At 75.3% G+C, this 22,702-nt stretch carries 23 protein-coding genes; 6 read left to right on the plus strand and 17 right to left on the minus strand.

What is annotated here, in order from left to right; all coding sequences use genetic code 11:
• Positions 1-3 precede the first annotated feature (3 nt).
• On the plus strand, positions 4-1,299 hold the full coding sequence (locus RF644_RS01850; protein ID WP_368795123.1) for a PLP-dependent aminotransferase family protein: 1,296 nt from the start codon (positions 4-6) through the stop codon (positions 1,297-1,299).
• Between the two features lie 66 nt (positions 1,300-1,365).
• On the opposite strand, the gene RF644_RS01855 is transcribed toward RF644_RS01850, so the two are convergent.
• The gene (locus RF644_RS01855) at positions 1,366-3,078 is read right to left on the minus strand and encodes an alpha/beta-hydrolase family protein (protein WP_368795124.1); all 1,713 of its coding nucleotides are present in this window, start codon (positions 3,076-3,078) and stop codon (positions 1,366-1,368) included.
• Between the two features lie 44 nt (positions 3,079-3,122).
• Positions 3,123-3,521 (minus strand): phage holin family protein, encoded by a 399-nt coding sequence (locus RF644_RS01860; protein WP_368795125.1) that lies wholly within the window; start codon positions 3,519-3,521, stop codon positions 3,123-3,125.
• Positions 3,522-3,762: 241 nt separating this feature from the next.
• Between RF644_RS01860 and RF644_RS01865 the strand changes: the two genes are divergently transcribed.
• The 3 genes from RF644_RS01865 to RF644_RS01875 are packed head-to-tail and all read left to right on the plus strand — an operon-like array spanning position 3,763 to position 8,242.
• The gene (locus RF644_RS01865; RefSeq protein WP_368795127.1) at positions 3,763-6,492 is read left to right on the plus strand and encodes a LuxR C-terminal-related transcriptional regulator; all 2,730 of its coding nucleotides are present in this window, start codon (positions 3,763-3,765) and stop codon (positions 6,490-6,492) included.
• On the plus strand, positions 6,489-6,950 hold the full coding sequence (locus RF644_RS01870; protein ID WP_368795128.1) for an SHOCT domain-containing protein: 462 nt from the start codon (positions 6,489-6,491) through the stop codon (positions 6,948-6,950). The genes RF644_RS01865 and RF644_RS01870 overlap by 4 nt, the downstream gene beginning before the upstream one ends.
• 41 nt (positions 6,951-6,991) lie before the next feature.
• Positions 6,992-8,242 (plus strand): phosphatidylserine/phosphatidylglycerophosphate/cardiolipin synthase family protein, encoded by a 1,251-nt coding sequence (locus tag RF644_RS01875; RefSeq protein WP_051063743.1) that lies wholly within the window; start codon positions 6,992-6,994, stop codon positions 8,240-8,242.
• Positions 8,243-8,264: 22 nt separating this feature from the next.
• On the opposite strand, the gene RF644_RS01880 is transcribed toward RF644_RS01875, so the two are convergent.
• Positions 8,265-9,653: an AI-2E family transporter gene (locus RF644_RS01880; protein WP_368795130.1), complete on the minus strand. Its 1,389-nt coding sequence runs from the start codon at positions 9,651-9,653 to the stop codon at positions 8,265-8,267.
• Positions 9,654-9,803: 150 nt separating this feature from the next.
• Here RF644_RS01880 and RF644_RS01885 point away from each other — a divergent pair, with 150 nt between their 5' ends.
• Positions 9,804-10,541 carry a trimeric intracellular cation channel family protein gene (locus tag RF644_RS01885; protein WP_368795131.1) on the plus strand — a complete coding sequence of 246 codons (738 nt, stop codon included), beginning with the start codon at positions 9,804-9,806 and terminating at the stop codon, positions 10,539-10,541.
• 41 nt (positions 10,542-10,582) lie between these two features.
• Here the strand turns inward: RF644_RS01885 and RF644_RS01890 are convergent, their stop codons facing one another.
• The 3 genes from RF644_RS01890 to RF644_RS01900 all read right to left on the minus strand — a co-directional run bounded on the left by RF644_RS01890 (position 10,583) and on the right by RF644_RS01900 (position 13,271).
• Positions 10,583-11,245: a GntR family transcriptional regulator gene (locus RF644_RS01890; protein ID WP_368795133.1), complete on the minus strand. Its 663-nt coding sequence runs from the start codon at positions 11,243-11,245 to the stop codon at positions 10,583-10,585.
• A gap of 80 nt (positions 11,246-11,325) precedes the next feature.
• Positions 11,326-11,829 (minus strand): DUF3830 family protein, encoded by a 504-nt coding sequence (locus tag RF644_RS01895; protein WP_368795134.1) that lies wholly within the window; start codon positions 11,827-11,829, stop codon positions 11,326-11,328.
• A complete protein-coding gene (locus tag RF644_RS01900; RefSeq protein WP_368795135.1) occupies positions 11,826-13,271 on the minus strand; it encodes an amidase in 1,446 nt (481 codons plus the stop codon). The genes RF644_RS01895 and RF644_RS01900 overlap by 4 nt, the downstream gene beginning before the upstream one ends.
• 91 nt (positions 13,272-13,362) lie before the next feature.
• Here RF644_RS01900 and RF644_RS01905 point away from each other — a divergent pair, with 91 nt between their 5' ends.
• A complete protein-coding gene (locus tag RF644_RS01905; protein ID WP_368795136.1) occupies positions 13,363-14,073 on the plus strand; it encodes a maleate cis-trans isomerase in 711 nt (236 codons plus the stop codon).
• Between the two features lie 11 nt (positions 14,074-14,084).
• On the opposite strand, the gene RF644_RS01910 is transcribed toward RF644_RS01905, so the two are convergent.
• The 11 genes from RF644_RS01910 to RF644_RS01960 all read right to left on the minus strand — a co-directional run bounded on the left by RF644_RS01910 (position 14,085) and on the right by RF644_RS01960 (position 22,667).
• Positions 14,085-14,849 (minus strand): Asp/Glu/hydantoin racemase, encoded by a 765-nt coding sequence (locus tag RF644_RS01910; protein ID WP_368795137.1) that lies wholly within the window; start codon positions 14,847-14,849, stop codon positions 14,085-14,087.
• 107 nt (positions 14,850-14,956) lie between these two features.
• A complete protein-coding gene (locus RF644_RS01915) occupies positions 14,957-15,376 on the minus strand; it encodes a DUF3151 domain-containing protein (protein WP_017833053.1) in 420 nt (139 codons plus the stop codon).
• 122 nt (positions 15,377-15,498) lie between these two features.
• On the minus strand, positions 15,499-16,521 hold the full coding sequence (fbaA, locus tag RF644_RS01920) for a class II fructose-bisphosphate aldolase (RefSeq protein ID WP_126346907.1): 1,023 nt from the start codon (positions 16,519-16,521) through the stop codon (positions 15,499-15,501).
• A gap of 99 nt (positions 16,522-16,620) precedes the next feature.
• The gene (locus tag RF644_RS01925) at positions 16,621-17,274 is read right to left on the minus strand and encodes a TrmH family RNA methyltransferase (RefSeq protein WP_368795138.1); all 654 of its coding nucleotides are present in this window, start codon (positions 17,272-17,274) and stop codon (positions 16,621-16,623) included.
• Positions 17,267-17,848: an orotate phosphoribosyltransferase gene (pyrE, locus tag RF644_RS01930; protein WP_017833050.1), complete on the minus strand. Its 582-nt coding sequence runs from the start codon at positions 17,846-17,848 to the stop codon at positions 17,267-17,269. Before pyrE ends, RF644_RS01925 begins: the two co-directional genes overlap by 8 nt.
• 25 nt (positions 17,849-17,873) lie before the next feature.
• Entirely contained in the window at positions 17,874-18,632 is a 759-nt protein-coding gene (locus RF644_RS01935; RefSeq protein ID WP_368795139.1) for an SDR family NAD(P)-dependent oxidoreductase, read from the minus strand.
• A gap of 66 nt (positions 18,633-18,698) precedes the next feature.
• Complete coding sequence (locus tag RF644_RS01940; RefSeq protein WP_368795140.1) at positions 18,699-19,907, minus strand: acyl-CoA dehydrogenase family protein; 1,209 nt, start codon at positions 19,905-19,907, stop codon at positions 18,699-18,701.
• Between the two features lie 124 nt (positions 19,908-20,031).
• A complete protein-coding gene (locus RF644_RS01945; RefSeq protein ID WP_368795141.1) occupies positions 20,032-20,670 on the minus strand; it encodes a sulfate/molybdate ABC transporter ATP-binding protein in 639 nt (212 codons plus the stop codon).
• A 29-nt stretch (positions 20,671-20,699) separates the two neighbouring features.
• Positions 20,700-21,506: an ABC transporter permease gene (locus tag RF644_RS01950; protein ID WP_368795143.1), complete on the minus strand. Its 807-nt coding sequence runs from the start codon at positions 21,504-21,506 to the stop codon at positions 20,700-20,702.
• On the minus strand, positions 21,503-22,261 hold the full coding sequence (modA, locus tag RF644_RS01955; protein WP_368795144.1) for a molybdate ABC transporter substrate-binding protein: 759 nt from the start codon (positions 22,259-22,261) through the stop codon (positions 21,503-21,505). Before modA ends, RF644_RS01950 begins: the two co-directional genes overlap by 4 nt.
• A 7-nt stretch (positions 22,262-22,268) precedes the next feature.
• Positions 22,269-22,667: a molybdopterin-binding protein gene (locus RF644_RS01960; protein WP_017833044.1), complete on the minus strand. Its 399-nt coding sequence runs from the start codon at positions 22,665-22,667 to the stop codon at positions 22,269-22,271.
• Between the last annotated feature and the right edge of the window lie 35 nt (positions 22,668-22,702).

Raw genomic sequence — 22,702 nt, forward strand, 5'->3', positions numbered from 1 at the left:
CCCATGACCACCACCGCCGCCTCCCTCACCACCGTGGCCGGCCTGCGCACCACCCCCACCGCGGGGGTGGGCGGCGACCCCGCCCGGGGCCTGCTGCCCCTGGCCCGCCGGGCGGACGGGCTCGTAGGGTCGGTCATCGACTCCTCGACGTCCCTGCTCGCCGCCCAGACCCACGACATCGTCCGCTTCGCGATGGGCGCCCCGGCCGCCGAGGTGATCCCCACGGAGCAGTTCCGGCGGATCGCCGCCGAGGTCCTCGGCGCCGGCTCGTTCACGTACGGGGCCACGGAGGGCGAGCCCGGTCTGCTCGAGACCGTCGTGGCCCACCACTCCACGACCCCGGAGCCGACCCGGCCCGAACGCCTCGTCATCACCTCCGGCGGCATGCAGGGCCTGGACCTCGCGTTCAAGCTCTTCGTGGACCCGGGCGACCTCGTGGTGGTCGAGTCCCCCACCTACACGAACGGCTCCGGCACCGCCCTCAGCTACGGTGCGGACCTGCTCGAGGTCCCCGTCGACGAGGACGGCATGGACGTGGACGCGCTCGAGACGCTGGTCGCCGAGACGGGGCGCACCCCGCGGGCGGTCTACACGATCCCGAACTTCCAGAACCCCTCCGGCACCACGCTGAGCGAGCCGCGCCGGCGGCGCCTCCTGGACCTCGCGCACCGGTGGGGCTCCGTGATCATCGACGACGACCCGTACGGGGGCCTGCGCTTCGCCGGCGAGGACGTCCCCGGGTTCCGGGAGATCAGCCCGGACGACCCGCTCGTGTTCTCGGTGCGGACCTTCTCCAAGGTCCTCGCCCCGGGGCTGCGCGTGGGATGGGTGGACGCCGACCCGCGGCTGCGGAGGCTGCTGATCGCCGGCAAGCAGGCCATGGACACCTGCACGAACGTCCCCGGTCAGCACATCGTGGAGCGGTTCGTGCGCCAGGGCGGCTACGACGACCACCTGGCCGGCCTGCGCACGGAGTACCGGCGGCGCAAGCAGGCCATGGACGCCTCGATCGCCCGTCACCTGGGCCCCCGGGTGGTCACGACCGACCCCGAGGGCGGCTTCTTCCTGTGGGTGACCCTGCAGGGCGACGACGCGGCCGTGGCCACCCCCCGGCTGTTCGAGATCGCCCTCGCCGAGGGGGTCGCCTTCATCCCCGGTCCCGCGCTGTCCCCCTCGGGCCGGTTCCAGGACGCCTTCCGGCTGTGCTTCGCCTCCACGAGCCCGGAGCGCACGGAGGTGGGCGTGCAGCGCCTGGCCCGGGCCCTGGACCTCGCCCGGGCGGAGCTGACGGGGCGGTAGGACCGGGCCGGCCCGGGACCCGGCGGCCACCGGCCGGGACGACCGCGCCCCGCCCGGCCGCCGGCCTCAGTCCGCCCCGGCGTCCTCGTAGGGGTAGGCCGCGATGACCTCCCGGACGCGGTCCAGGGCCGGCCCGTCCAGGCCGTGCTCCGGCAGGACGGCGGCCCACGCGTCCACGGCGACGTCCCCGTAGTTGTGCCCGTGGCCGGCCGGGACGGCCTCGCCCAGGACCATGTCCACGGCCAGCTGGAGGTAGGTCAGGAGCGGGATCCACACCATCGCGTCGCTCACATCGGCGGCGCGCCCGCCCTCGGCCTGCGATCCCGCCAGCCACTCCGGCCGCTGCCAGATCACGGCGGGGTCCAGCCAGGTGATGGGGTCCGTGGCGTGCTGGAGGTAGGCGATCCGCGGGCGCTCCCACGGCCCGGGCAGGGCGTCGAAGTCCCCCGGGACGGAGAGCCAGCGCACGGTCCGGCCCTGGTCCAGGACCGGCTGCCACACGGGGCTGCCGGGGTCGCGGCCCTCCTGCAGGCTCCGCCAGGGCTGGGCGTTGTTCGGCGGGCCGGTGAACACGGCGCCGTCCGTGCGGCGGGTCATCTCCGGGACGTCGGCGAACACGGACTGCATCCCGGAGGCGCCGAGGCTCAGCCCGTACACCACCAGCCGGGGGCGGTCCCCCGCCGGCATCCGCGCCCACTCGGCGTGCACGGCGTCGAACAGCGCCCGGCTCGAGGCCCGGGGCAGCTCCGGGGCGAAGAGGAAGGAGACCCAGCTGGGCTGGTAGGAGTACTGCGTCGCCACGATCGCCGTGCGCCCCGCGTTGAGGTACTCCACGGTGTCCACGGACTGGCGCTCGAGCCAGCCCGACCCGGTGGGCGCGGCGACCACCAGCACGTCCCGCTCAAAGCCGCCGGTGCGGCGCAGCTCGTCCACGGCCAGGGCGGCGCGCTCCTCGGCCGTCGCGGCCTGGTCCAGACCCACGTAGACCCGCACCGGCTCCGCCGCGGGACGGCCCGTCACCTCCTCGATCTGCGCCGGGGTGGGCCCGCCGCCGACGAAGGCGCGGCCCTGCATGCCGAGCGACTCCCAGCGCACCGGCGAGTCCTCGCCCGCCGAGCGCCACCGGGAGCCGGGCTCGACGACGCCCTCGGGGGTCGTCGCGTCCCGTGCCGCGTAGACCCGGTCCGCCGCGGCCAGCACGCCGAGCACCACGAGCAGGACGGCCAGGAGGACGGCCGTGCCCGCGGCGGCCAGGGAGACGGCCGAGGCCGCGCCCGCACCGGCGCCGCGGCGGCGGGCGAGGTCGCGGGCGCGCCGGCGCACGGTGCCCAGCGCGCCCAGGAGTCCCAGTCCCGCCGCGGAGGTCAGCGCCCAGGCCAGCAGGAACGGGCCCAGCCCGGCGGCGGCCCGAGGGGGCATGTCCACGTTCGCGCGGACGTCGTTCTGCCACTCGACCACCAGGGCGGAGAGGGCCAGCGAGCCCAGGACCACGAGGACGGCGGCCGCCGCCCACTCCCGCACGGCGGTCCGGCGGGAGCCGCGCCCGGGGGCTGGAGCCGGCGGGGGTCCGCCGGTGCGGCGGGCGGCGGCCCGGAGCACGAGCCCCGCGAGCAGGACCCCCAGGCCGTAGCCGAGCGTGAAGCCGACCCCGGCGAGAAAGCCCTGGAAGACGGGCGGCCGCGGCAGCAGGGAGGGCGTCACCGCCGCCACGGAGAGGCCGAGCCCGAGCACGAGGCCGATCGAGCGCGCCACGGCGGGGGCGCTGGAACCGGGGTCCATGGCATGAGCGTAGTCGCCGCCCTTCCCGGCACCTGCAGGGCGCCTCACCCGCGGGTGGCGGGGGCCGGACCGGTGCGCTGGGCGCGCGCTGCCAGGAGCCGGTCGGCCGCCAGGGACAGCACGGCGGCGAAGACCGAGATGAGCAGCGCCGCCAGCGCGGCGACGAGCAGCCCGGAGACGGCCAGCAGGCCCGTCAGGGCGGAGAAGATCCAGATGAGCAGCGCGTTCACCGCCAGGGTGAGCAGCGCCAGCAGCACCACCGACCCCGGCTGGGGCAGCCGGGCGGTGACGAGCGGCACGAGCACGTTGCAGAGGCCGATGAACAGCGCCACCACCAGGTGGGAGAGCAGACCGCCCTGGATGGAGAACCCCGGGAGCACCCACGCGGTGAGCTCGACCGCCCCCGCCAGCACCGCCCACCGCACGAGAAGCGACACGACCATGGCTGTCTCCTGTCCTGCTGCGCCCCGCTGCCTGCCGGACGGTGCTCCCACTGTCGCGCCCACGGCCCGGCGCCGCATCACCCGCGACGGGTGATGCGCGGCCCGGCCGGACACGGTTCCGGCATCCGGGCTCCTGGAGTAGCCTCCAAGCATGACGGGCGAACGGAGCGGGGCTCGTCCACCGCCGCCGGAACCGCTGTCCGCCACGCGCTCCTCGATCCCCCGGGTGCCCGCCAGGACGGTGCGCCGCCTGCGTCTCGAGCGGATGCTCGACGCCGGGGTGGCCGCCGGCACCGTGGTCGTCTCCGCCCCGGCGGGGGCGGGCAAGACGCTGCTCCTGTCGGGGTGGGCCGCACCGCGCCGCCCGCCCGTGGCCTGGCTGTCGGTGGAGCCCGAGGACCGGGACCCCCAGCAGCTCTGGGCCCGCGTCCTGGCGTCCCTGCAGGCCGCGCCCGACGTCGGCCCCGGGAGCGCCCTGGCCGGTCTGCGCGCCCCGCCGACCCACGCCCCCCGCTTCGTCGACCTGCTGGTGGAGGCCTGCGGGCTGCTCCCGGCGCCGAGGGTGCTCGTGCTCGACGACCTGCACCGCATCGCGGGCTCGCCCGCCGAGGAGACCCTGGCGGCGGCGGCCCGGAAGGACCTCGGCGCGCTCCGCCCGGTGATCGCCACCCGCAGCGACCCGGACCTGCCGGTGCAGCGGCTGCGGCTGAGCGGCCGGCTGACGGAGATCCGCGCCGAGGACCTCTGCTTCGACCCCGCGGAGGCCCTGGAGCTCCTCGCCGCCCACGAGCTCGCCCCCACACCGCCGCAGCTCGCCGTGCTGCTGACGAGGACGGAGGGCTGGGCGGCAGGGCTCCGTCTCGCCGCGCTGGCCCTCGAGGGCGCCGAGGACGTGGAGGCGGCCGTCCGCGGACTGGCCGGGGACCAGCGCGGTCCCGCCGACTACTTCACCGAGGAGGTCCTCGCGCAGCAGGAGCCCGCGCTGACCCGGTTCCTGCTCGACACCTGCGTGGTCCGGCGCGTCTCGGCCGAGCTCGCCGACACCCTGACGGGCCGCAGCGACGGCCAGCGGCTGCTGGCCAGGCTCGAGCACGAGAACCTCTTCGTGGTCGCCCTCGACGACCGGCGGGAGTGGTACCGCTACCACCACCTCTTCGCGGACCTGCTGCGCCACCGGCTCAGGGCGGAGGACCCCGCGCGGCAGGCCGTCCTGCACCGGCGCGCCGCGGGCTGGTTCGCGGCCCACGGGGAGCTGCTCGAAGCGGCCCGGCACCTGCGCGCGGCGCAGGACTGGCCGGCGCTGGCCCGGTTCGTCCTGCGCAGCGCCGGCGCGGAGGTCCTGGGCACGGACCGCGCCGCCCTCGTCGCGCTGCTCAGCGGCGTGCCGGACGAGCTGGTCGCCCGGGACTGCGAGGTGGCCGCCGCGGTCGCCGCCGTGCGCTACGCCGCCTACGACCCGGTGGGGGTCGCCTCCCACGCCGCGCGCGCCCGCGAGCTGCTGCCCCGGCTGTCCGCGCAGGACGCCCGGCTGACCACGGTGGTGCTCTCCACGCTCGACGCCGTTCTGGCGTGGATGCACGCGGACGCCACCGAGCAGGTCCGCCGTTCCAGGACCGCGATCCGGCAGCTGGACGAGGTGCTCCCCGAGGAGCTCCCGGCCGCCCCCGTGTACCGCATCGCCACCGCCACGGTGCTGGCCATGGGCCTCCTGTGGACCGGTGAGCTCGGCGCCGCCGAGACCACCCTCACCCGGACGGTGGCAGCCCTCGCGGACCGCTCCGCCATGACCCCGGTGCTCGCGCTGCACCTGCACGGGAACCTCGCCGCCCTCAAGGCGATGCGCGGCCGGCTGCGGGAGGCGCGCCGCGAGGTGGACGTCGCACTGGCCGTCGCGGAGGAGTCCGGCTGGACCTTCCTCCCGCTGACGGCCACGGCGTTCCTGGCGGAGGCGGTGATCCGGCTCCTGGAGCACGACGTCGGGTCCTGCGCCGCCGCCCTCGACCGCGGGAGGGCGTGCGTGGGCCGGGTGCCGGACCGCTACGCGGAGACCGGCCTGGCTCTGGTGGGCGTGCGGCTCGAGCTCTCGAAGGGGGACGTGACCGCGGCCCGGCACCTCCTGGGGCGGCTGCGCGGGAGCACGCAGGACTGGGCGATGCCGGACTTCCTCGCCCAGTGGTGCGAGCTGGTCCGGGCCGAGATCCTCCTGGCGGAGGGACGGCCCGCCGCCGTTCCGGCGCTGCTCGCCGACCCGCCCGTCACCACCCCGTCCCGGGGGCGGCCCCACGGGCACCGGATCGTCCTGCGGGCCCGGGCCCTGCTGGAGACCAACGACCCCGCGCAGTGCCTGCGGCAGCTGCAGCACCTGTTCCGGGAGACCGAGGTGGACGGAGGACCCGCCGTCGAGGCCTGGCTGCTGGCGGCCCTCGCCCACGACCGGCTCCGCGACGAGGTGCAGGCCCACGCCTGCCTCGGACGCTGTCTGGCTGTGGCGGCCCCCGAGCGCATCGTGCGCCCCTTCCTGCTCGTGGACGGGCAGCGGGTCAGGAGACTGCTGGAGCTGCACCGGCGAGCGATGGGCACGCACCGGGAGTTCGTCGGGACCGTCCTGGACCTCCTCGGCGGCAGCACCCCCACCCGCGCACCGGCCGTGCTGGAGTCGCTGACCAGCCGCGAGCGCAGCGTGCTCCTGATGCTGCCGACGATGATGAGCAACACGGAGATCGGCGCCGAGCTGTACCTGTCGGTGAACACCGTCAAGGCACACCTGAAGTCCCTGTACCGCAAGCTCGGCGTCAGCACCCGGCGGGAGGCCGTGCTCCGCGCCCGGACGCTCGGCCTCCTGGAGCACACGACCCTCGACGGGTCCCCCGGATCACCCGCGCCGGGTGAGGCCGGGCCCGCGGCGGAGCGGGATCCTGGAGGAGGGCCCGGGGACGCCGAGAGCCCCGCCGGACCGGGGAGGACCTCATGAACTTCTGGGAGTTTCTGTGGCTGCTGGTGATCTGGACGCCGCTGGCCCTGCTCTGGGGCGTGGCGCTCGTCGACATCACCCGCCGTGAGGACATCAGGGGCGGGACGAAGGTGCTGTGGGCGCTTGTGATCGTCCTGCTGCCGTTCGTGGGACCGCTGGTATACCTCCTCACCCGGTCCGTTGGCGCCGCCGAGGAGCAGCGCCTCGCGGCGGCCCGGGCGCGTCCGGGGCCGGGTGACGGGGGCCGTGCCCACCAGCTGACGCTCCTGGCGGACCTCCGGGACCGCGGCGCGCTGACCGCCGGGGAGTTCGAGGCCGAGAAGGCCCGGCTCCTGAGCGACGGCTCCCCGGGCGCGGACGGGCCGACCGCCGGCGGCACGACCGCAGCGCCGTCGTCGTCGACGGGTGGCGGCGCGGAGGACGACGCCGCGGGCCGGGCGGCGGCGCGGACGGTCTGAGGCCGCCCCGCACCGCCGGCGGCGCCCGGTAGGCTTCGCGGATGAGAATTCCTCGTTCCTCCGGGCCCCGCCTGCTCCGTTCGTTCGCCGTCCGCTCCGCCCTGGGCATGGTGGCCGTGCAGGCGGCGGTGGTGGCCACCCTGGTGGCCACCGACGCGATCAAGCGCCGGAGCCGCTCGCGGCGCTCCGGGTTCCCGCGCCCGGGCACGTTCGAGCACACGGTCGCGGAGACCGGCACCACGATCTACACCTACGGCGAGGACCTCTACCGGGACATGCTCGCCGCGATCCGCGGCGCCCGGCACCGGGTGCTGCTGGAGACCTTCATCTGGAAGGACGACGAGGTCGGGCGCGAGTTCCTGGACGCCGTCAACGACGCCGCCGCCCGCGGTGTCGAGGTGCACGTCATGTACGACGGCTTCGGCAACCTCGTGGTGCCCCGCGGCTTCTACCGCTTCCACCCGGACGTGCACGTCTTCCGGTTCCCCGTCCTGCGCCCGCGCCTGCTGCTGAGCCCCCTGCAGGCGACCGGGCTGACCCACCGCAAGCTGCTGGTGGTCGACGACGAGGTCGGGTTCGTAGGCGGCTACAACCTCGGCTCGCTCTACGCCACGCAGTGGCGGGACACGCATGTGCGGCTCACCGGTCCCGCCGCCTTCGAGCTGGGCCACTCCTTCGCCGCGGTGTGGAACCACCCCTCGGCGCGGCGGCCGAAGCTCCCGCACGTGAACCCGGGTTCCTGGGACTCGCGGGTGCGCGCGATCAACAACATCCCGGCCAGCCTCGTGTACCCGATCCGCAGCGTCTACCTCGACGCCATCCACCGGGCCACGGACCACATCTACCTGACCACCGCCTACTTCATCCCCGACCAGCAGATCCTCTCCGCCCTGATCGAGGCGTCCCGGCGGGGCGTGGACGTGCGCGTCATCCTGCCCGAGGACTCCAACCACGTGCTCGCCGACTGGCTCTCCCGCGGCTTCTACTCGACCCTGCTGGCCGCGGACATCACCGTGCTGCTCTACCGCCACGCCATGATCCACGCCAAGACCGCGACGATCGACGGGCAGTGGTCGATCGTCGGCACCGCCAACATCGACCGGCTGAGCCTGGGCTTCAACTACGAGACGAACCTCGAGATCCACGACCGGGACGTCGCCGCGGACATGGAGGCGGTCTTCGCCGCCGACAGCGAGAACTGCCGGGAGCTGACCGCGGGCCGGTGGGACGAGCGGTCCCCCGCGGCCTGGTTCGCCGAGACCGTCCTGGTGCCGCTGCGGCCCTTCCTGTGACCCCGTGGCCCTCCGGGGCCGCTCAGGCCTGCGCGTCCGGCTCGTCCCCGGCCGGGGCGGGCCCGTCGTGCTCCGTGGCCCCGAGCCGGCCGCCGGGGCGGTGCTGGTAGCGCATCCGCTGGTACTTCCACCGCTCGGCCATGCTCGCCTTGGACCGGGCGGTGTCCTGGGGGTCGAGCGGGTCCGGCCCCAGCACCGGGTCCTCCCCCGCCTGGTACCGGTCGCTCCACACCTGGATCACGGCCCAGCCCACCGCGGTGATCGGCACGGCGAGGATGGCCCCGAAGATCCCGCCGACGATGGTGCCCACCGTGAGGGCCAGGAGCACGACGATCGCGTGCAGGCTCAGGGTCCGGCCCATCACCACGGGCTGGAGGAGGTCGCCCTCGATCTGGTTGACGACGACGACGACGCCGGCCACGATCAGGGCGGTCCACGGGCCGTTGGTCACGAGCGCGACCAGGGCGGCCAGGATCCCCGCGGCCGTGGCGCCGACGATCGGGACGAACCCGCCGATGAACACGATGACGGCCAGCGGCAGCGCCAGGGGCACCCCGAGCAGGGCCAGGGGCACCCCGATGAACACCGCGTCGACGGCGGCGACGATCGCGGTGCCGCGCACGTAGCCGCCGAGCACCTGGACCGCCCGGTCACCGGACTCGGCGAGCCGCGCCCGGGTGCCGCCGTGGAACCAGCGCAGCGTGAAGTTCCACATCTTCGCGCCGTCCTTCAGGAAGAAGAACAGGACGACGGTCATGAGCACCACCCCGGCGAGGAACTCGGTGGCGGCCGTGAGCCCGCTGATGGCTCCCCCGGCGAAGGCGCTGGACGTGAGGAAGTCGGTGGCCCGCTGGAGCAGCGCGTCCAGGGAGGCGGTGTCCACGGGCAGGGGCCCGGACATGATCACGCGCTGCAGCTCCTCCCACCCCTCCACGGCCGAGGCCGAGAGGTTGTCCCACTCGCTGCGGACCGCGAGGACGATGCCCGTCACCACCCCGCCCACCAGGGCGAGGATGCCCAGGAACGCCGCCGCGGTGGCCAGCAGGGGCGACCAGCCCCGGCCCGTCAGCCAGCGCACGAGGGGGCTCACGGCCGAGGCCAGGATGAGGGCCACGAGCACGGAGATCACCACCAGGGACACGCGGAGCAGGATCCACGTCAGCCCGGCGAGCACGGCGGCGACGAGCAGGACCTGGGCGGAGCGGGAGCCCGCCCTCCCCAGGGGGTCCGACCACGGGCCCACGGCGGGGAGCACGGCCCGGGCCACGCCCCCGGGGTCCGCGGCCGGCCCGTCCGGCGGACCGCCGGAGGGCGCGGATGCCGCGCGCGCTCCGGGCGCGTCCGTGTCCGCTCCGGCGGATCCCGTCCCGGGCAGCGGGGAGGGTCGGTCGGGGGTGGGTGAGGTGCTCATGGGACGACTCCTGGTGGTGGGCCCGGCCGTTCCGTTCGAGCGGGCCGGCGCTGGACGGTGTGCGGGTGCTCCCGCATCCAGTAGAGCACCGCGGGCCGGGGCGCGGGAGACGGTGCTACCCTCGGGCGTCGGCGTGACGCGGGAGAGGCGGTGGTGGTAGTGGTGGCCGTGGAGGATCTCGACCCGAGCGCGGCCTTCGACGCCGTCGACCTGCTCGGTGTGCTGACCAACGGCGTCCTGGGCGGGGTGGTGGCGCGCCAGCTGAAGATGGACCCCGTCGGCTTCGTGTTCCTGGCCGTCGTCTCCGCGCTCGGCGGGGGGCTGCTGCGCGACACCCTCCTGCAGGTCGGCTTCCCCGTGGCCCTGACGAACCCCGCGTACCTGATCACGGCGATCGCCGGCGCCACCATCGCGTTCTTCCTGCAGTTCCGGGGGAAGTGGACCAACCGCGTGCTGGTGGTGGCCGACGCCCTGGCCCTGGGCTGCTGGGCGGCGACGGGCACGGGCAAGGCCCTCGACGTGGGACTGACCTGGCTGCCGGCCGTCATGATCGGGGTGATCACCGCCGTGGGCGGCGGGATGATCCGCGACATCGCGGTGGGGCGGGTGCCGATGATCTTCGGCGGCAACACCCTCTACGCGACCGGGGCGGTGATCGGCAGCGCCGAGATGGCGGTGCTGCACGGCCTGGGCTACCCCAACTGGGGCATGGCCGCGGCGATCCTCACCGCCGCCACGGTCACCGTGGTGGCCCGGCGCCGGGGGTGGCGGCTGCCCGGGGCGGGCGAGTGGAACGTGCGCCTGCCCCGCCGGGACTGGCCCCGCCCGACGTGGCGTCCGCGCCGGCCCGGCGGTCCCGGCCGCGGCGAGGAGCCCGGCGCGTCCTGACGCCCCGCCGTCCGCCGCGCGCGGGCAGGAGCGGGGCCCGCTCAGGCGCCCAGGACCCGCTCGAGGCCGTCCTGCATGTGGGCCCGCAGCAGCGTGTCCGCACGGTCCGCGTCCTGCGCGTCGAGCGCCTCGGCGATCTCGGTGTGCTCCCGGAGGCGGGCGTCGGCGGACCCGTAGGTCCCCTGCATGCCGGTCAGGGACATCCGGATCTGGGTGAGCAGCGTCCGGTGCATGCCGAGCAGCCGGGGGCTGCCGGCGAGCTCCACGAGCAGCTCGTGGAAGTGCAGGTCCGCCTCCGACATCGCGCGCCCGTTCGGCTCCGGGGCGGCGGCCCGCATCTCGGCCAGCGGCACGGCCAGCGCCTCGGCGGCCCGGGGCCCGGTGCCCGTGGCCACGATCCGGCGCACGGCCGCGCACTCCACGGCCTCCCGGGCGAGGTACATGTCCCGGACCGCGTCCTCGGTCAGCTCCATCACGAACAGCCCGCGGTTGCGGTGGCCCACGAGCAGGCCCTCCTGCGTGAGCCGCTGCATGGCCTCGCGCAGGGGTCCCCGGCTCACGTTGAGCTCCCTGGCCAGCTCCTGCTCCACGAGCTGGCTCCCGGGCGGGAAGCGGCCGTCGGCGATGGCCTCCCGCAGGATCCTGGCGATGAGCGCAGGTGTCGACTCCTGGACCACGGGGGGAAGGGCCGACCGGGGTGCCATGCTGCTCTCCATCTCTCGTCCGGCCCGGGGCGGGGCGCCCGGGCCGAGGATCCATCCTAGTTCGCGCCGTGCCGGCCGGCTCAGGGCTCCTCCGCGCGGGCGAACCGCAGGGTCTCGCCCCGGGCCCCGCCCATCCACACGTCCTGGCACGCGGCGGCCAGCTCGTCGAGGCCGTCCTCGATCGTGGCGAAGACGTTGCCCGGCACCCACCCCACGTCGCCGTTGAGCAGCAGGTTGTTCCGGCCGTAGAAGACGGCGAGGTCGATGAGCAGGCGGTGCTCGGAGGTCCCGGAGGAGGCGTCGTAGCCGTAGGCGGGGTTCTCGAGCACCCCGTCGAAGCTGAAGTAGCAGAGGTCCCCCGGGATGGGCGTCACGGTCTGGTTCTCGGGCCCCGGCTCCTCGGGCGCGAACGCCGGGACCAGGGCGTAGATCTCGTTGCGGGCGAACTTCCCGTGGAAGACCTGGCCGGCGAGGGGCAGCGCCCGCCAGACGGCCTCGGCGGTCCGGGGCGCCTCGCGGTCCAGGAGCCGGGCGCGGGCGGTGACGGCGCGCTGCTCCAGGCCGACGGTGAGGTAGCGGGTCACGGGGTGCTCCGCACCGGCACCGCGGCGGAGGACCGGGCCGCGGCCGGTGGGCGGAGGGCGCCGTGGCCGGCCGCGGCCTCGTAGGCGGCCGCGGCGTCGAGCACCCGCTGGTCGCCGTGGCGCGGGCCCACGATCTGCAGGCCGACGGGCAGCCCCTCCGCGGAGAGCCCGCACGGGACGGTGACCGCGGGCTGCTGGGTGAGGTTGAAGGGGTAGGAGTAGGGCGTCCAGCTGGTCCAGTCCCGGCTCGGGGACCCGGCTGGGACGTCCGTGCCGGCCTCGAAGGCCGTCCGGGGCAGGGTGGGCGTCACGAGGACGTCGTAGCGCTCGTGCAGCAGGCCCATCCGGCGGCCCCAGGCCATGCGGCAGGCCGTGGCGTCGAGGTAGTCCTGGGCGGTGAAGCCGTGGTGCCGCTCGAGCGCGGCGCGCAGGGAGGGATCGATCCGTTCGAGCGCGCCCGCCCCGCAGCCGGCCACCACGGCCGCCGCGCCGCTGAACCAGAGCACGTGGTAGGCCCACACGGGGTCCTCCTGGCCCAGCTCCACCTCCTCGACCACCGCGCCGAGCTCGGCCAGCACCCCGACGGCCGCCCGCACGGAGCGTTCCACCCCGGGGTCGTTGACGCCGTAGCCGAGGTCCGGGCTGAAGGCCACCCGCAGGCCGGCCGCCCGCTCCGGGCCGGCCAGCCGGCCGAGGAAGCTCCCGGTGGGGGTGGGCAGCGCGGACCAGTCCCGGGGGTCGTACCCGGACAGGGCGTCGAGCATCGCGGCGGCGTCGGCCACGGTGCGGGTCAGCGGCCCGGCGTGGGCCAGCGTGCCGAAGGGGCTCGCCGGGTACAGGGGCACCAGTCCGTAGGTGGGCTTGAGCCCCACGATCCCGCAGAAGGAGGCCGGGATGCGGACGGACCCCCCGCCGTCGGTGCCCACCGACAGGGCGCCGAGCCGGGCCGCCACGGCGGCGGCCGAGCCGCCCGAGGAGCCGCCGGGGGTCCGGGCGGTGTCCCAGGGGTTGACCGTGACACCGGTGCGGGGGCTGTCCGTGACGCCCTTCCAGCCGAACTCCGGGGTGGTCGTCCTGCCGACGAGCACCGCGCCGGCCTCCTTGAGCCGGGCCACCGACGGGGCGTCCTCGTCCCACGGCCCGGCGTCGTCGACGAGCAGGGAGCCCCGCAGGGTGGGCCGGCCGCGGGCCAGGAGCAGGTCCTTGACCGTGGTGGGCACCCCGTCCAGCGGCCCGCGCCCCTCGCCGCGGGCCCAGCGCTCCTGCGACTCCCGGGCGCCGCGCAGCGCCTCGTCGCCCTCCACGAGGCAGAAGGCGTTGAGGCCCGGGTCCACGGCCTCGATCGCGCGCAGCGTCGCCTCGACGACCTCGACCGGCGACAGCTCGCCCGCGGCGTAGGCCGCCGACAGCTGCAGCGCGGACAGCTCCAGCACGTCCTGCACGGGACCCCCTCCCGCCGCTACGATTGTCGACAATCAAACTGTAAGCTTTTCGCCGATCCCGTCCAACCCTCCCGGGAGGAGGCGCCCCGACGTGCACACCGTGGTCATGCTCTATCCCGGGCACAGCGCGGAGGACGACTACGCCGCGCTGGAGCGCCTGGTGCCGGACGCCGCCTTCCCCGTGGTGCACACCTGGGAGGGCGGCACCGCGCACGACGTCGGGGCGCTGCTCGACCTCGGCGCCCGCCGGCACCTGGAGCCCGCCGCCCGCCGGGCGCGCGCCCACGCCCCGGACGCCGTGCTGTGGGCCTGCACGTCGGGCAGCTTCGTGCACGGCCGGGAGGGCGCGCTCGTCCAGACCCGCTGGGTGGCCGAGGCCGGCGGCGCTCCCGCTTCCTCCACGTCCTGGGCGTTCTCGGCGGCGGTCCGGCACCTGGGGGCCCGCCGGGTCGCGGTGGCGGCGACCTACCCGGCGGACGTCGCGGCCCGCTTCACGGCCTTCCTGGCGGGGGACGGCATCACGGTCACGGCGCTGTCCGCCCACGGCGTCCCCAGCGGCGAGGACGCCGGGCGCCTCGACGCCGAGTGGCTGCTCGGGGCCGCGCGTGCCGCGGACGTCCGGGGGGCCGAGTGCCTGCTCGTCCCGGACACGGCCCTGCACACGGTGGCCGCCCTGCCGGGGCTCGAGCGGGCGCTCGGGCTGCCCGTGCTGACCGCCAACCAGGTGACGGCGTGGCACGGGCTGCGACTGGCCGGGCACCCCGCCCGCGCCGACCGGCTCGGCGCCCTCTTCCGGGCCTGACCCGGGCCGGCTCAGCGCAGCTCGGCCTCGCGGGACGGCAGGGCGCACAGGCGCTGCCCCGGGCCCTCCGGGATCAGGCCCAGCCGGCGCAGGCCCGCCCACAGCGTGACCTGGTTGGCGGTCAGCACCGGCTTGCCCAGCTCCTGCTCGAGGGGCGCGATGAGATCGTAGGTGGGCAGGTTGGTGCAGGCGACGAAGACGGCCTGGGCCCCCTGCCGGTCCGCCCGGCGGACGAGGTCCGCCGTCACGGCGTAGGGGACGTGCCAGATGAGCCGGTCCAGCCCCAGGCCAGCGCAGGCGACGACGTCCCTGCCGTCCTCCGCGAGGAAGTCCTCCAGCCGCTGCGTGAGCCGCTCGACGTAGGGGGTGGCGATCGCGAGGGCGGTCACGCCCAGGACGTCGAGCGCCTCGAGCAGCGCCTCGGAGGTGGTGAGGGCCGGGACACCGGTCTCCTCGGCGATCGTCCGGGAGATCCGCCGGGCCCCCCGCCGGCCGTGCACGAAGCTGCCGGACGTGCAGGCGTAGACCACGGCCTCCGGGCCCACGGCCGCCAGGGAGCGGGCCGCCGCCCTGATCTCGGCGTCGTCGCCGATCCGCGCGGCCATGAGCTCGTCCACGACCAGGGGGTGGTACGGCGTGCGCGCCACCGCGAGGGACGTCGTCGCGGGCATCCACCGCCACATCTCCCGGTCGAGGGCCATGTCGTAGGGGTTCACCACGCCGAGCACGCGCTGGACGCCGGGGCCCTCCGGGATGGGCGTCTGCGGGGCGGCCATGCCTCCATGCTGGCACCGCTCCGGCCGGCCGACAACGGTCGTGACCGGACACGACGTGGGCCCGGGGGCCGTCCTCCGACGCCCCCCGGGCCCTGGCGACCGCCGGGTCAGCGCTGCAGCTGCTCCGCGGCGGTGGGATCCGAGTCGTTGAGGAACTTCTGGATGCGCTCGGCCTCGTCGAACTCGCCGATGGCCGCGGCGGCCCGGCCCAGGGCCGCGAGCGCCCGCAGGAAGCCGCGGTTGGGCTCGTGCGAGAACGGGACGGGCCCGTGGCCCTTCCACCCGTGGCCGCGCAGGGCGTCGAGGCCGCGGTGGTAGCCCACGCGGGCGAAGGCGTAGCCCTCGAGAACGCGGCCCTCGGCGAGGGCGTCCTCGGCGCACATGGCCCACGCGAGGGAGGCCTTCGGGAAGCGCGCGGCGAGGTCCTCCGCCTCGTCGCCCGCCTCGATGCGCTCGACCAGCCCCGGGTCCTCGGTGAGGTAGGTGGGTTCGGGGCCGCCGAGCAGGTTCTTGCCGGTGAGACTCATGGGGGACGGGGGTCCTTTCGGTGCGCGGGACTTCGGGGACGTGCGGGACGGGCGCGGGAACGACGGCGGCGCCCCGCTCGGGCAGGACGCCGCCGTCGTGCTCCGCGGCCGCGGAGGGGCGGCTACTTGACGGAGGTCCCGGCGGAGCCGAGGTTCTGGCAGGCCTCGACCACGCGGGCGGCCATGGACTCCTCGGCCAGGGCCCCCCACACGCGCGGGTCGTACTTCTTCTTGTTGCCGACCTCGCCGTCGATCTTCAGGACGCCGTCGTAGTTGGCGAACATGAACCCGGCGATGGGGCGGGTGAAGGCGTACTGGGTGTCGGTGTCCACGTTCATCTTGACCACGCCGTAGGAGACGGCGTCGGCGATCTCCTGCGCGGAGGAGCCGGAGCCGCCGTGGAAGACGAGGTCGAACGGGCGGTCCTGGCCGAGCTTCTTGCCGACCTCCGCCTGGATCTGCTGCAGCAGCTCGGGGCGCAGCTTGACCCCGCCGGGCTTGTACACGCCGTGCACGTTGCCGAAGGTCAGGGCGGTGAGGTAGCGGCCGTTCTCGCCGGCGCCGAGGGCCTCGACCGTGGCGAGACCGTCCTCGACGGTGGAGTACAGCTTCTCGTTGATCTCGTTCTCGACGCCGTCCTCCTCGCCGCCGACCGCGCCGATCTCGACCTCGAGGATGATCTTGGCCTTGTTCGTGCGGGCCAGCAGGTCCTGGGCGATCCGGAGGTTCTCGTCGAGCTCGATGGCGGAGCCGTCCCACATGTGGGACTGGAAGATCGGGTCCTCGCCGCGGGCCACGGCCTTCTCCGACTCCTCCAGCAGCGGCAGCACGAAGCCGTCGAGCTTGTCCTGCGGGCAGTGGTCGGTGTGCAGGGCGATGTTGACGTCGTAGTTCTTCGCGACCTCGCGGGCGAAGGCGGCCATCGCGAGCGAGCCGTTGACCATGTCCTTGACGGAGGCCCCGGACCAGTAGGCGGCGCCGCCGGTGGAGGCCTGGATGATGCCGTCCGAGCCGGCCTCGGCGAAGCCGCGGATGGCGGCGTTGAGGGTCTGGGAGGAGGTGACGTTGATCGCCGGGTAGGCGAAACCCTTCTCCTTGGCCCGGTCGATCATCTCGGCGTAGACATCAGGGGTTGCGATGGGCATGCTGGCTCCTTCGGTTCGGGTGTGGCCTGGCTCCCACTCTAGCCAAAGCCGCGCCGCGGGACGACGGGGGGACGGCGGGTGGACGCGGCGGGTCGCCCGTCAGGCGACCGGCTGGCCGAAGACGTGGCGCCGGATCCAGGCGTGCATCGCCACCGCGGCCGCGGCGGAGGCGTTGATGGAGCGGGTCGAGCCGAACTGGGCGATCGACAGGGTGGCCCCGGCCGCGGCGTGCATCTCGGGGCTCAGCCCCGGCCCCTCCTGGCCGAGCACCAGCACGCAGCGCTCGGGCAGGTCGTAGGTCTCGAGCCGCTGCGAGTCGGGGAAGTTGTCGATCCCGATCACGGGCAGGCCCTCGGCGTCCGCCCAGGCCGCGAACTCCTCGACGCTCGCGTGGTGGCGCAGGTGCTGGTACCGGTCGGTGACCATCGCGCCCCTGCGGTTCCAGCGCCGTCTGCCGATGATGTGCACCTCCCGGGCGAGGAACGCGTTGGCGGTGCGCACCACCGAGCCGATGTTCAGGTCGTGCTGCCAGTTCTCGACCGCCACGTGGAACCCGTGCCGGCGAGTGTCCAGATCGGCCACGATCGCGTCCATCGTCCAGTACCGGTAGGCGTCCACGACGTTGCGCCGGTCCCCGTGCTCGAGCAGCTCCGGGTCCCACTGCTGCCCCTCGGGCCACGGGCCCGCCCAGGGGCCGACGCCCACCGCGGCGGCCGGCCCCGCGGCGCCGGTCTCGGCGGCGGGGTCAGTCAAGCCCGAGCTCGTCCTTCGTGAAGGCGTAGAGGCACGGCACGCCCGCCGTCTCCTCGATGCGCTCCTTGGCGCCGGTCCGCCGGTCCACGATGATCGCCACGGCGACCACGTTGGCGCCGGCCCGCTGCAGGGCCTCCACCGCGGTGAGCGCGGACCCGCCGGTCGTGGAGGTGTCCTCCACGACGACGACGTCGCGGCCCTGCACCGGGGGGCCCTCGACCTGGCGGCCCATCCCGTAGCTCTTCTGGGCCTTGCGGACCACGAACGTGTCGACGGCCCGGCCCTGGTCCCCCGCCGTGCGCATGATCGCGTGGCCCACGGGGTCCGCCCCCATGGTCAGCCCGCCCACGGCGGCGCAGGAGATCCCGGCCTCGTCGAGCAGCGCCAGCATCACCTGGCCCACGTAGCGGGACGCCTCGTGGTGGAGGGTCACGCGGCGCAGGTCCACGTAGTAGTCGGCCTCGATGCCGCTGGCGAGCGTGACCCGGCCCCGCACCACGGCGAGGTCGATGATCAGCTGGCGGAGGCGGTCGCGGGCCGTCGCGAGGTCGACGGGCGAGAAGTCGGTGGTCATGGGTCCCAGTCTATGGGCGGGGCTCTCAGCGGGGCGCCATGCGCAGCGCCCCGTCCATCCGGACGGTGGTGCCGTTGAGGTAGTCGTTGTCGAGGAACGCCGCCACGAGCTGGGCGAACTCCCCGGGCCGGCCGAGCCGGCGCGGGAACGGCACGCCCGCCGCGAGTGCGGCCCGGAACTCCTCGCCCACCGCCGCGAGCATGGGCGTCTCGATCACGCCGGGGGCGATGGTGTTCACCCGGATGCCGGCGCTCGCGAGGTCCCGGGCCGCGGTGAGCCCTAAGCTGTGCACCCCGCCCTTCGACGCCGCGTAGGCGGCCTGCCCCACCTGCCCCTCGAACGCGGCGACGGAGGCCGTGTTGACGACCAGCCCGCGCTGGCCGTCGTCGTCGACGGGGTCGGTGGCGGCGATCCGCTCCGCGGCCAGGGCGAGGACCGTGAAGGTGCCGAGGAGGTTCACGCGCAGCACGGTCTCGAACAGGTCGAGGTCGTGCACCCCCTTCTTCCCCAGCACCCGGGCCGAGGGGCCGATGCCGGCGCAGTTGACCACGGTGCGCAGGGGCCCGGCGCCGGCCGCGGCCACCACCGCCTCGCGCACCTGCTCCCGGTCGGTGACGTCGGCGGGCACGCGGGTGACGCCGGGGACGTCGGGGGCGTCCTCGAGCGAGGCCGGGAGGTCCACGCCGAAGACCCGCACGCCGCGCTCCGCGAGCATCGCGGCGGTGGCCGCGCCGAGGCCCGAGGCGGCGCCGGTGACGAGGGCGGAGGTGTCGGTGACGTCCATGCGGGGTCCTTTCGGAAGGGGCTGCTCGATGCGGTGGGGGGCCGGACGGTGGTGCGGGGACCCGGCTCAGACGAACGCGGAGACGCCGGTGACGGCGCGGCCCACGATGAGGGCGTTGATCTCGTAGGTGCCCTCGTAGGTGTAGAGGATCTCGACGTCGTTGAAGAGCTTGGCCATCTCGTGGTCGGTGACCACGCCGTTGCCGCCGAGCAGGTTCCGGCCCAGGGCCGCGGACTCGCGGGCCAGGGACGTGGTGGTGGCCTTGGCCAGCGCGGCGTGGGGCATGTCGAAGCCCCCGTCCTCCTGGAGCCGGGCGATCTGGGCCATGAGGCCCAGGGCGGCCGTGGCGTTGCCGAGGATCCGGGCGAGGGGCTCCTGGACGAGCTGGAACTTCGCCAGGGGCTTGCCGAACTGCCGCCGGGTCAGGGCGTAGTCGCGGGCGACGTCGAAGATCGCGAGTTGCACCCCGGCGCTCTGCCAGCCCACCCAGGCGCGGGAGTTGCGCAGCATCACGTTGGCCGCGGCGAAGTCCTGCGCCCCGGGCAGGGCGTTGTCCGCCGGGATGCGGACCTCGTCCAGGACGATGTCGGCGTTCTGCATGATCCGCAGCCCGATCTTGTGCTCGATCTTCGTGGCGGACCAGCCCGGCCGGTCGGTCTCCACGAGGAAGCCCTTGACCTTCCCGTCGGCGGTGTCCCGGGCCCAGACGATCGCGACGTCGGCGATCGTGCCGGCGCCGATCCAGCGCTTGGTCCCGGTGAGCACCCACTCGTCCCCGTCCCGGGTGGCGGTGGTGGCCAGACCGCCGGCGATGTCGGAGCCGTGCTCGGGCTCGGTGAGGGCGAAGGCGCCGAGGGCCCGGAAGCGGCGCAGGTCGGGCAGCCAGCGGGCCTTCTGCTCCGCCGAGCCCAGGGCGGCGATCAGGTCGACGATGAGCTCGTTGTGGATCCCCACGAGGGCGCTCAGCGACACGTCGGCCCGGGCGACCTCGGCGTAGGCCAGGCCCCGGTAGAGCCGGCTCGCCCCGGAGAGCTCGAGCTCGCCGAGCCCGTGGGCGGCCAGGCCCGGGAGCAGGTGGGACGGGAACTCCTCGCGGTTCCAGTAGGGCGTGACCACGGGGCGGACCTGCTCCTGGAGGAAAGTGTGCAGGTCGGTCAGCCGGGCGTGCTCCTCCGGGGGGAGCAGGGCGGCGAAGCAGAAGAGGTCGGCGTCCGGGAAGGGGATGCCGGGGTGCTGCTCCACGGACGGGGATTCGCCGCGCAGGACGGGAGTCATGGGTGGTCCTCTCGTCGGCCCGTCACGACGGGGTGGGTCGTGTGAGCCGGGTCATACGAAAACGGTGGTGGTCCCGATCGTACTGCGCGGGCCGGGGAGGCGCCGGAACGCTCCGGCGCGGTGCTCAGCCCGCCGCGACCCGGCCGTGCTCGAGCACCACGACGTGCTCGGCGAGGGCGGCGGCGTCCCCGGGGTCGTGGCTGATGACCAGGGCCGTGCGCCCCGCCAGCACGCGGACGAGCAGCTCGCGGACGAGGGGCCGGGCGGCCGCGTCCAGGGCGGAGAACGGCTCGTCCAGCAGCAGGAGCCGCGGCTCGGCCGCCAGGGCCCGGGCGATCGCCACGCGCTGCGCCTGGCCGCCGGAGAGCTGGGCCGGGCGGCGGTCGGCGAACTGCTCGGCGCCCACCTCGGCGAGCCAGTGCCGGGCGGCGGTCCGCGCCCGGGCCCGGCCCGCCCCGCGGCTGCGCGGGCCGAAGGCCACGTTCTCGAGCACGCTCAGGTGCGGGAACAGCAGCGGCTCCTGCGCCATGAGCGCGATGCCGCGCTCGTGCGGGGGCACCCAGCGCCCGCGCCCCGTGGCGTCGAGGTCGAAGAGCACGGTCCCGCCGAGGGTGCACCGGCCGGTGTCCGGCACGAGCAGCCCGGCGAGGACGGCGAAGAGGGTGGACTTCCCCGCGCCGTTGTGGCCGGTCACCGCCACGGTGGCCCCCGGCGGGACGCTCAGCGAGAGGTCCACGTCCCGGGCGGCCAGCCGGGCGGTCACGGACAGCCCCTCCGTCGTCGCCGGCCCGGTCACCGCCGGCCCGCCGTCCGGCGCACGGGGGCGGAGAGCCCCACGACGAGGACCGCCACGACCACGAGCACGAGCGAGAGGGCAACGGCGGCGTCCGGGTCCGTCTCCCGCAGCAGGTAGATCTCCAGGGGCAGGGTCCGGGTGGTCCCCTGCAGGTTGCCCGCGAAGGTCAGGGTGGCGCCGAACTCGCCCAGGCAGCGGGCGAAGGAGAGCACCGCGCCGGAGGCCAGCCCCGGCAGCACCAGCGGGAGGGTGACCCGGCGCAGCACGGTGGTGGGCCGGGCGCCGAGCGTGGCCGCGACCTCCTCGTAGCCCGCCGCCGCGCTGCGCAGCGCCCCCTCGAGGCTGACCACGAGGAACGGCAGCGCCACGAACGTCTGCGCGAGCACCACGGCCACGGTGGTGAAGGCGATGCTGATCCCCGCCAGCTCGAGGTGGCGCCCCACGAGCCCGTGGCGCCCGAAGGTGTGGAGCAGGGCGATCCCGCCGACCACGGGCGGCAGCACGAGCGGCAGCAGCACCAGCGCCCGCAGCAGCCGCGCCCCGGGCAGCCGGGCGCGGGCCAGCACCAGGGCCAGCGGGGTGCCCAGCAGCACGCACAGCGCGGTGGAGACGGTCGCGGTGCGCAGGCTCAGCCACAGCGCGGTGCGGGAGGACTCGGAGGCGATCAGGCCGAGGAAGCCGCCCCCGTCCACCCGGGCGAGCATCCCGAGGACCGGCAGGACCACCACCAGGGCGCCCAGGGCCGCCGGGATCCACACCCAGCCGGGGACGGTGCTGAACCCGCGGGGACGACGCCGGGTCACGGCGCCCCGAACCCCGCCCCGGCCAGGACCTCCCGGCCGCGGTCGCCCGCGACGAGCTCGGTGAACTGCCGGGCGAGCTCCGGCTCGTCGGAGTCCGCGAGCGCGGCGACGGGGGAACGGGTGACGGCCTGCGCCGCCTGCGGGACCTCGACGACCTCGACCGCGTCCCCGGCCGAGCGTGCGTCCGTGGCGTAGACCAGGCCGGCGTCCGCCTGGCCCGAGACGACCTTGCCGAGCACGTCCGTCACGGAGCCCTCCTCGCTCACCGGGCTCAGCCGCACGCCCGAGAACTCCTGGACCCGCTCGCCGGCGGCGCCGCACGGCACCTGCGGGGCGCACACCACGACCTGCACGCCCTGCTCCGCCAGGTCCCGGAAGGACGCGACGCCGGCGGGGTTGCCGGCGGGCACCACCACGGTCAGGACGTTGGTCGCGAAGACCTCGGGCTCGCCGTCGACGAGGCCGGCCGCCACGGCCCCGGCCATGCTCCGCTCGTCCGCGGTGGCGAGGACGTCGGCGGGCGCCCCCTCCGTGAGCTGCTGGACCAAGGTGGAGGACCCGGCGAAGCTCAGGGACACCTCGACCCCCGGGTGCTGCGCCTCGAACTGCTCGGCGAGCTCGGTGAAGGTGCCGGTGAGGGAGGCGGCGGCGTGGACGTCGAGAACGGCCGCGGGGTCCCCGCCGGCCCCGCACCCGGTGGCGCCGAGGCCGAGGAAGGCGAGGAGGACGGCCGCGGCGGGGGCCCTGGCGCGCACCGCCGCCTCACGCCCCAGGGGTCTCGACGACGACACTGGTCGACTTGACGACGGCCGTGGCCACGCGGCCGGGCTCCAGGCCCAGGTCCCGGACTGCCTCGGTGCTCATGAGCGAGACCACCCGGTGCGGACCGCACTGCAGCTCCACCTGGGACATCACGGTGTCCGAGACGACCTCGGTGACCAGTCCCACGAACCGGTTGCGCGCCGAGCTGGCGACGTGCGCGGGGTCCTCGGGCCGGACGGCGCGCTCCTTGAGCAGGCGGGCCAGCTCCAGCCCGTCCACCACGGTCTGGCCGGTCGCGCTCCGGGTGCTGTGCAGCGCGCCCTGGTCGATCCAGCGGCGGACGGTGTCGTCGCTGACGCCGAGGAAGCGGGCGGCCTCGGCGATCCTGAGCTCGGTCATGGCGCCATGCTATCCGCACCTGCGGCCATACGCTC

Origin of the sequence: Kocuria sp. CPCC 205258 (assembly GCF_040981005.1) — a bacterium.
GTDB lineage: Bacteria > Actinomycetota > Actinomycetes > Actinomycetales > Micrococcaceae > Kocuria > Kocuria rosea.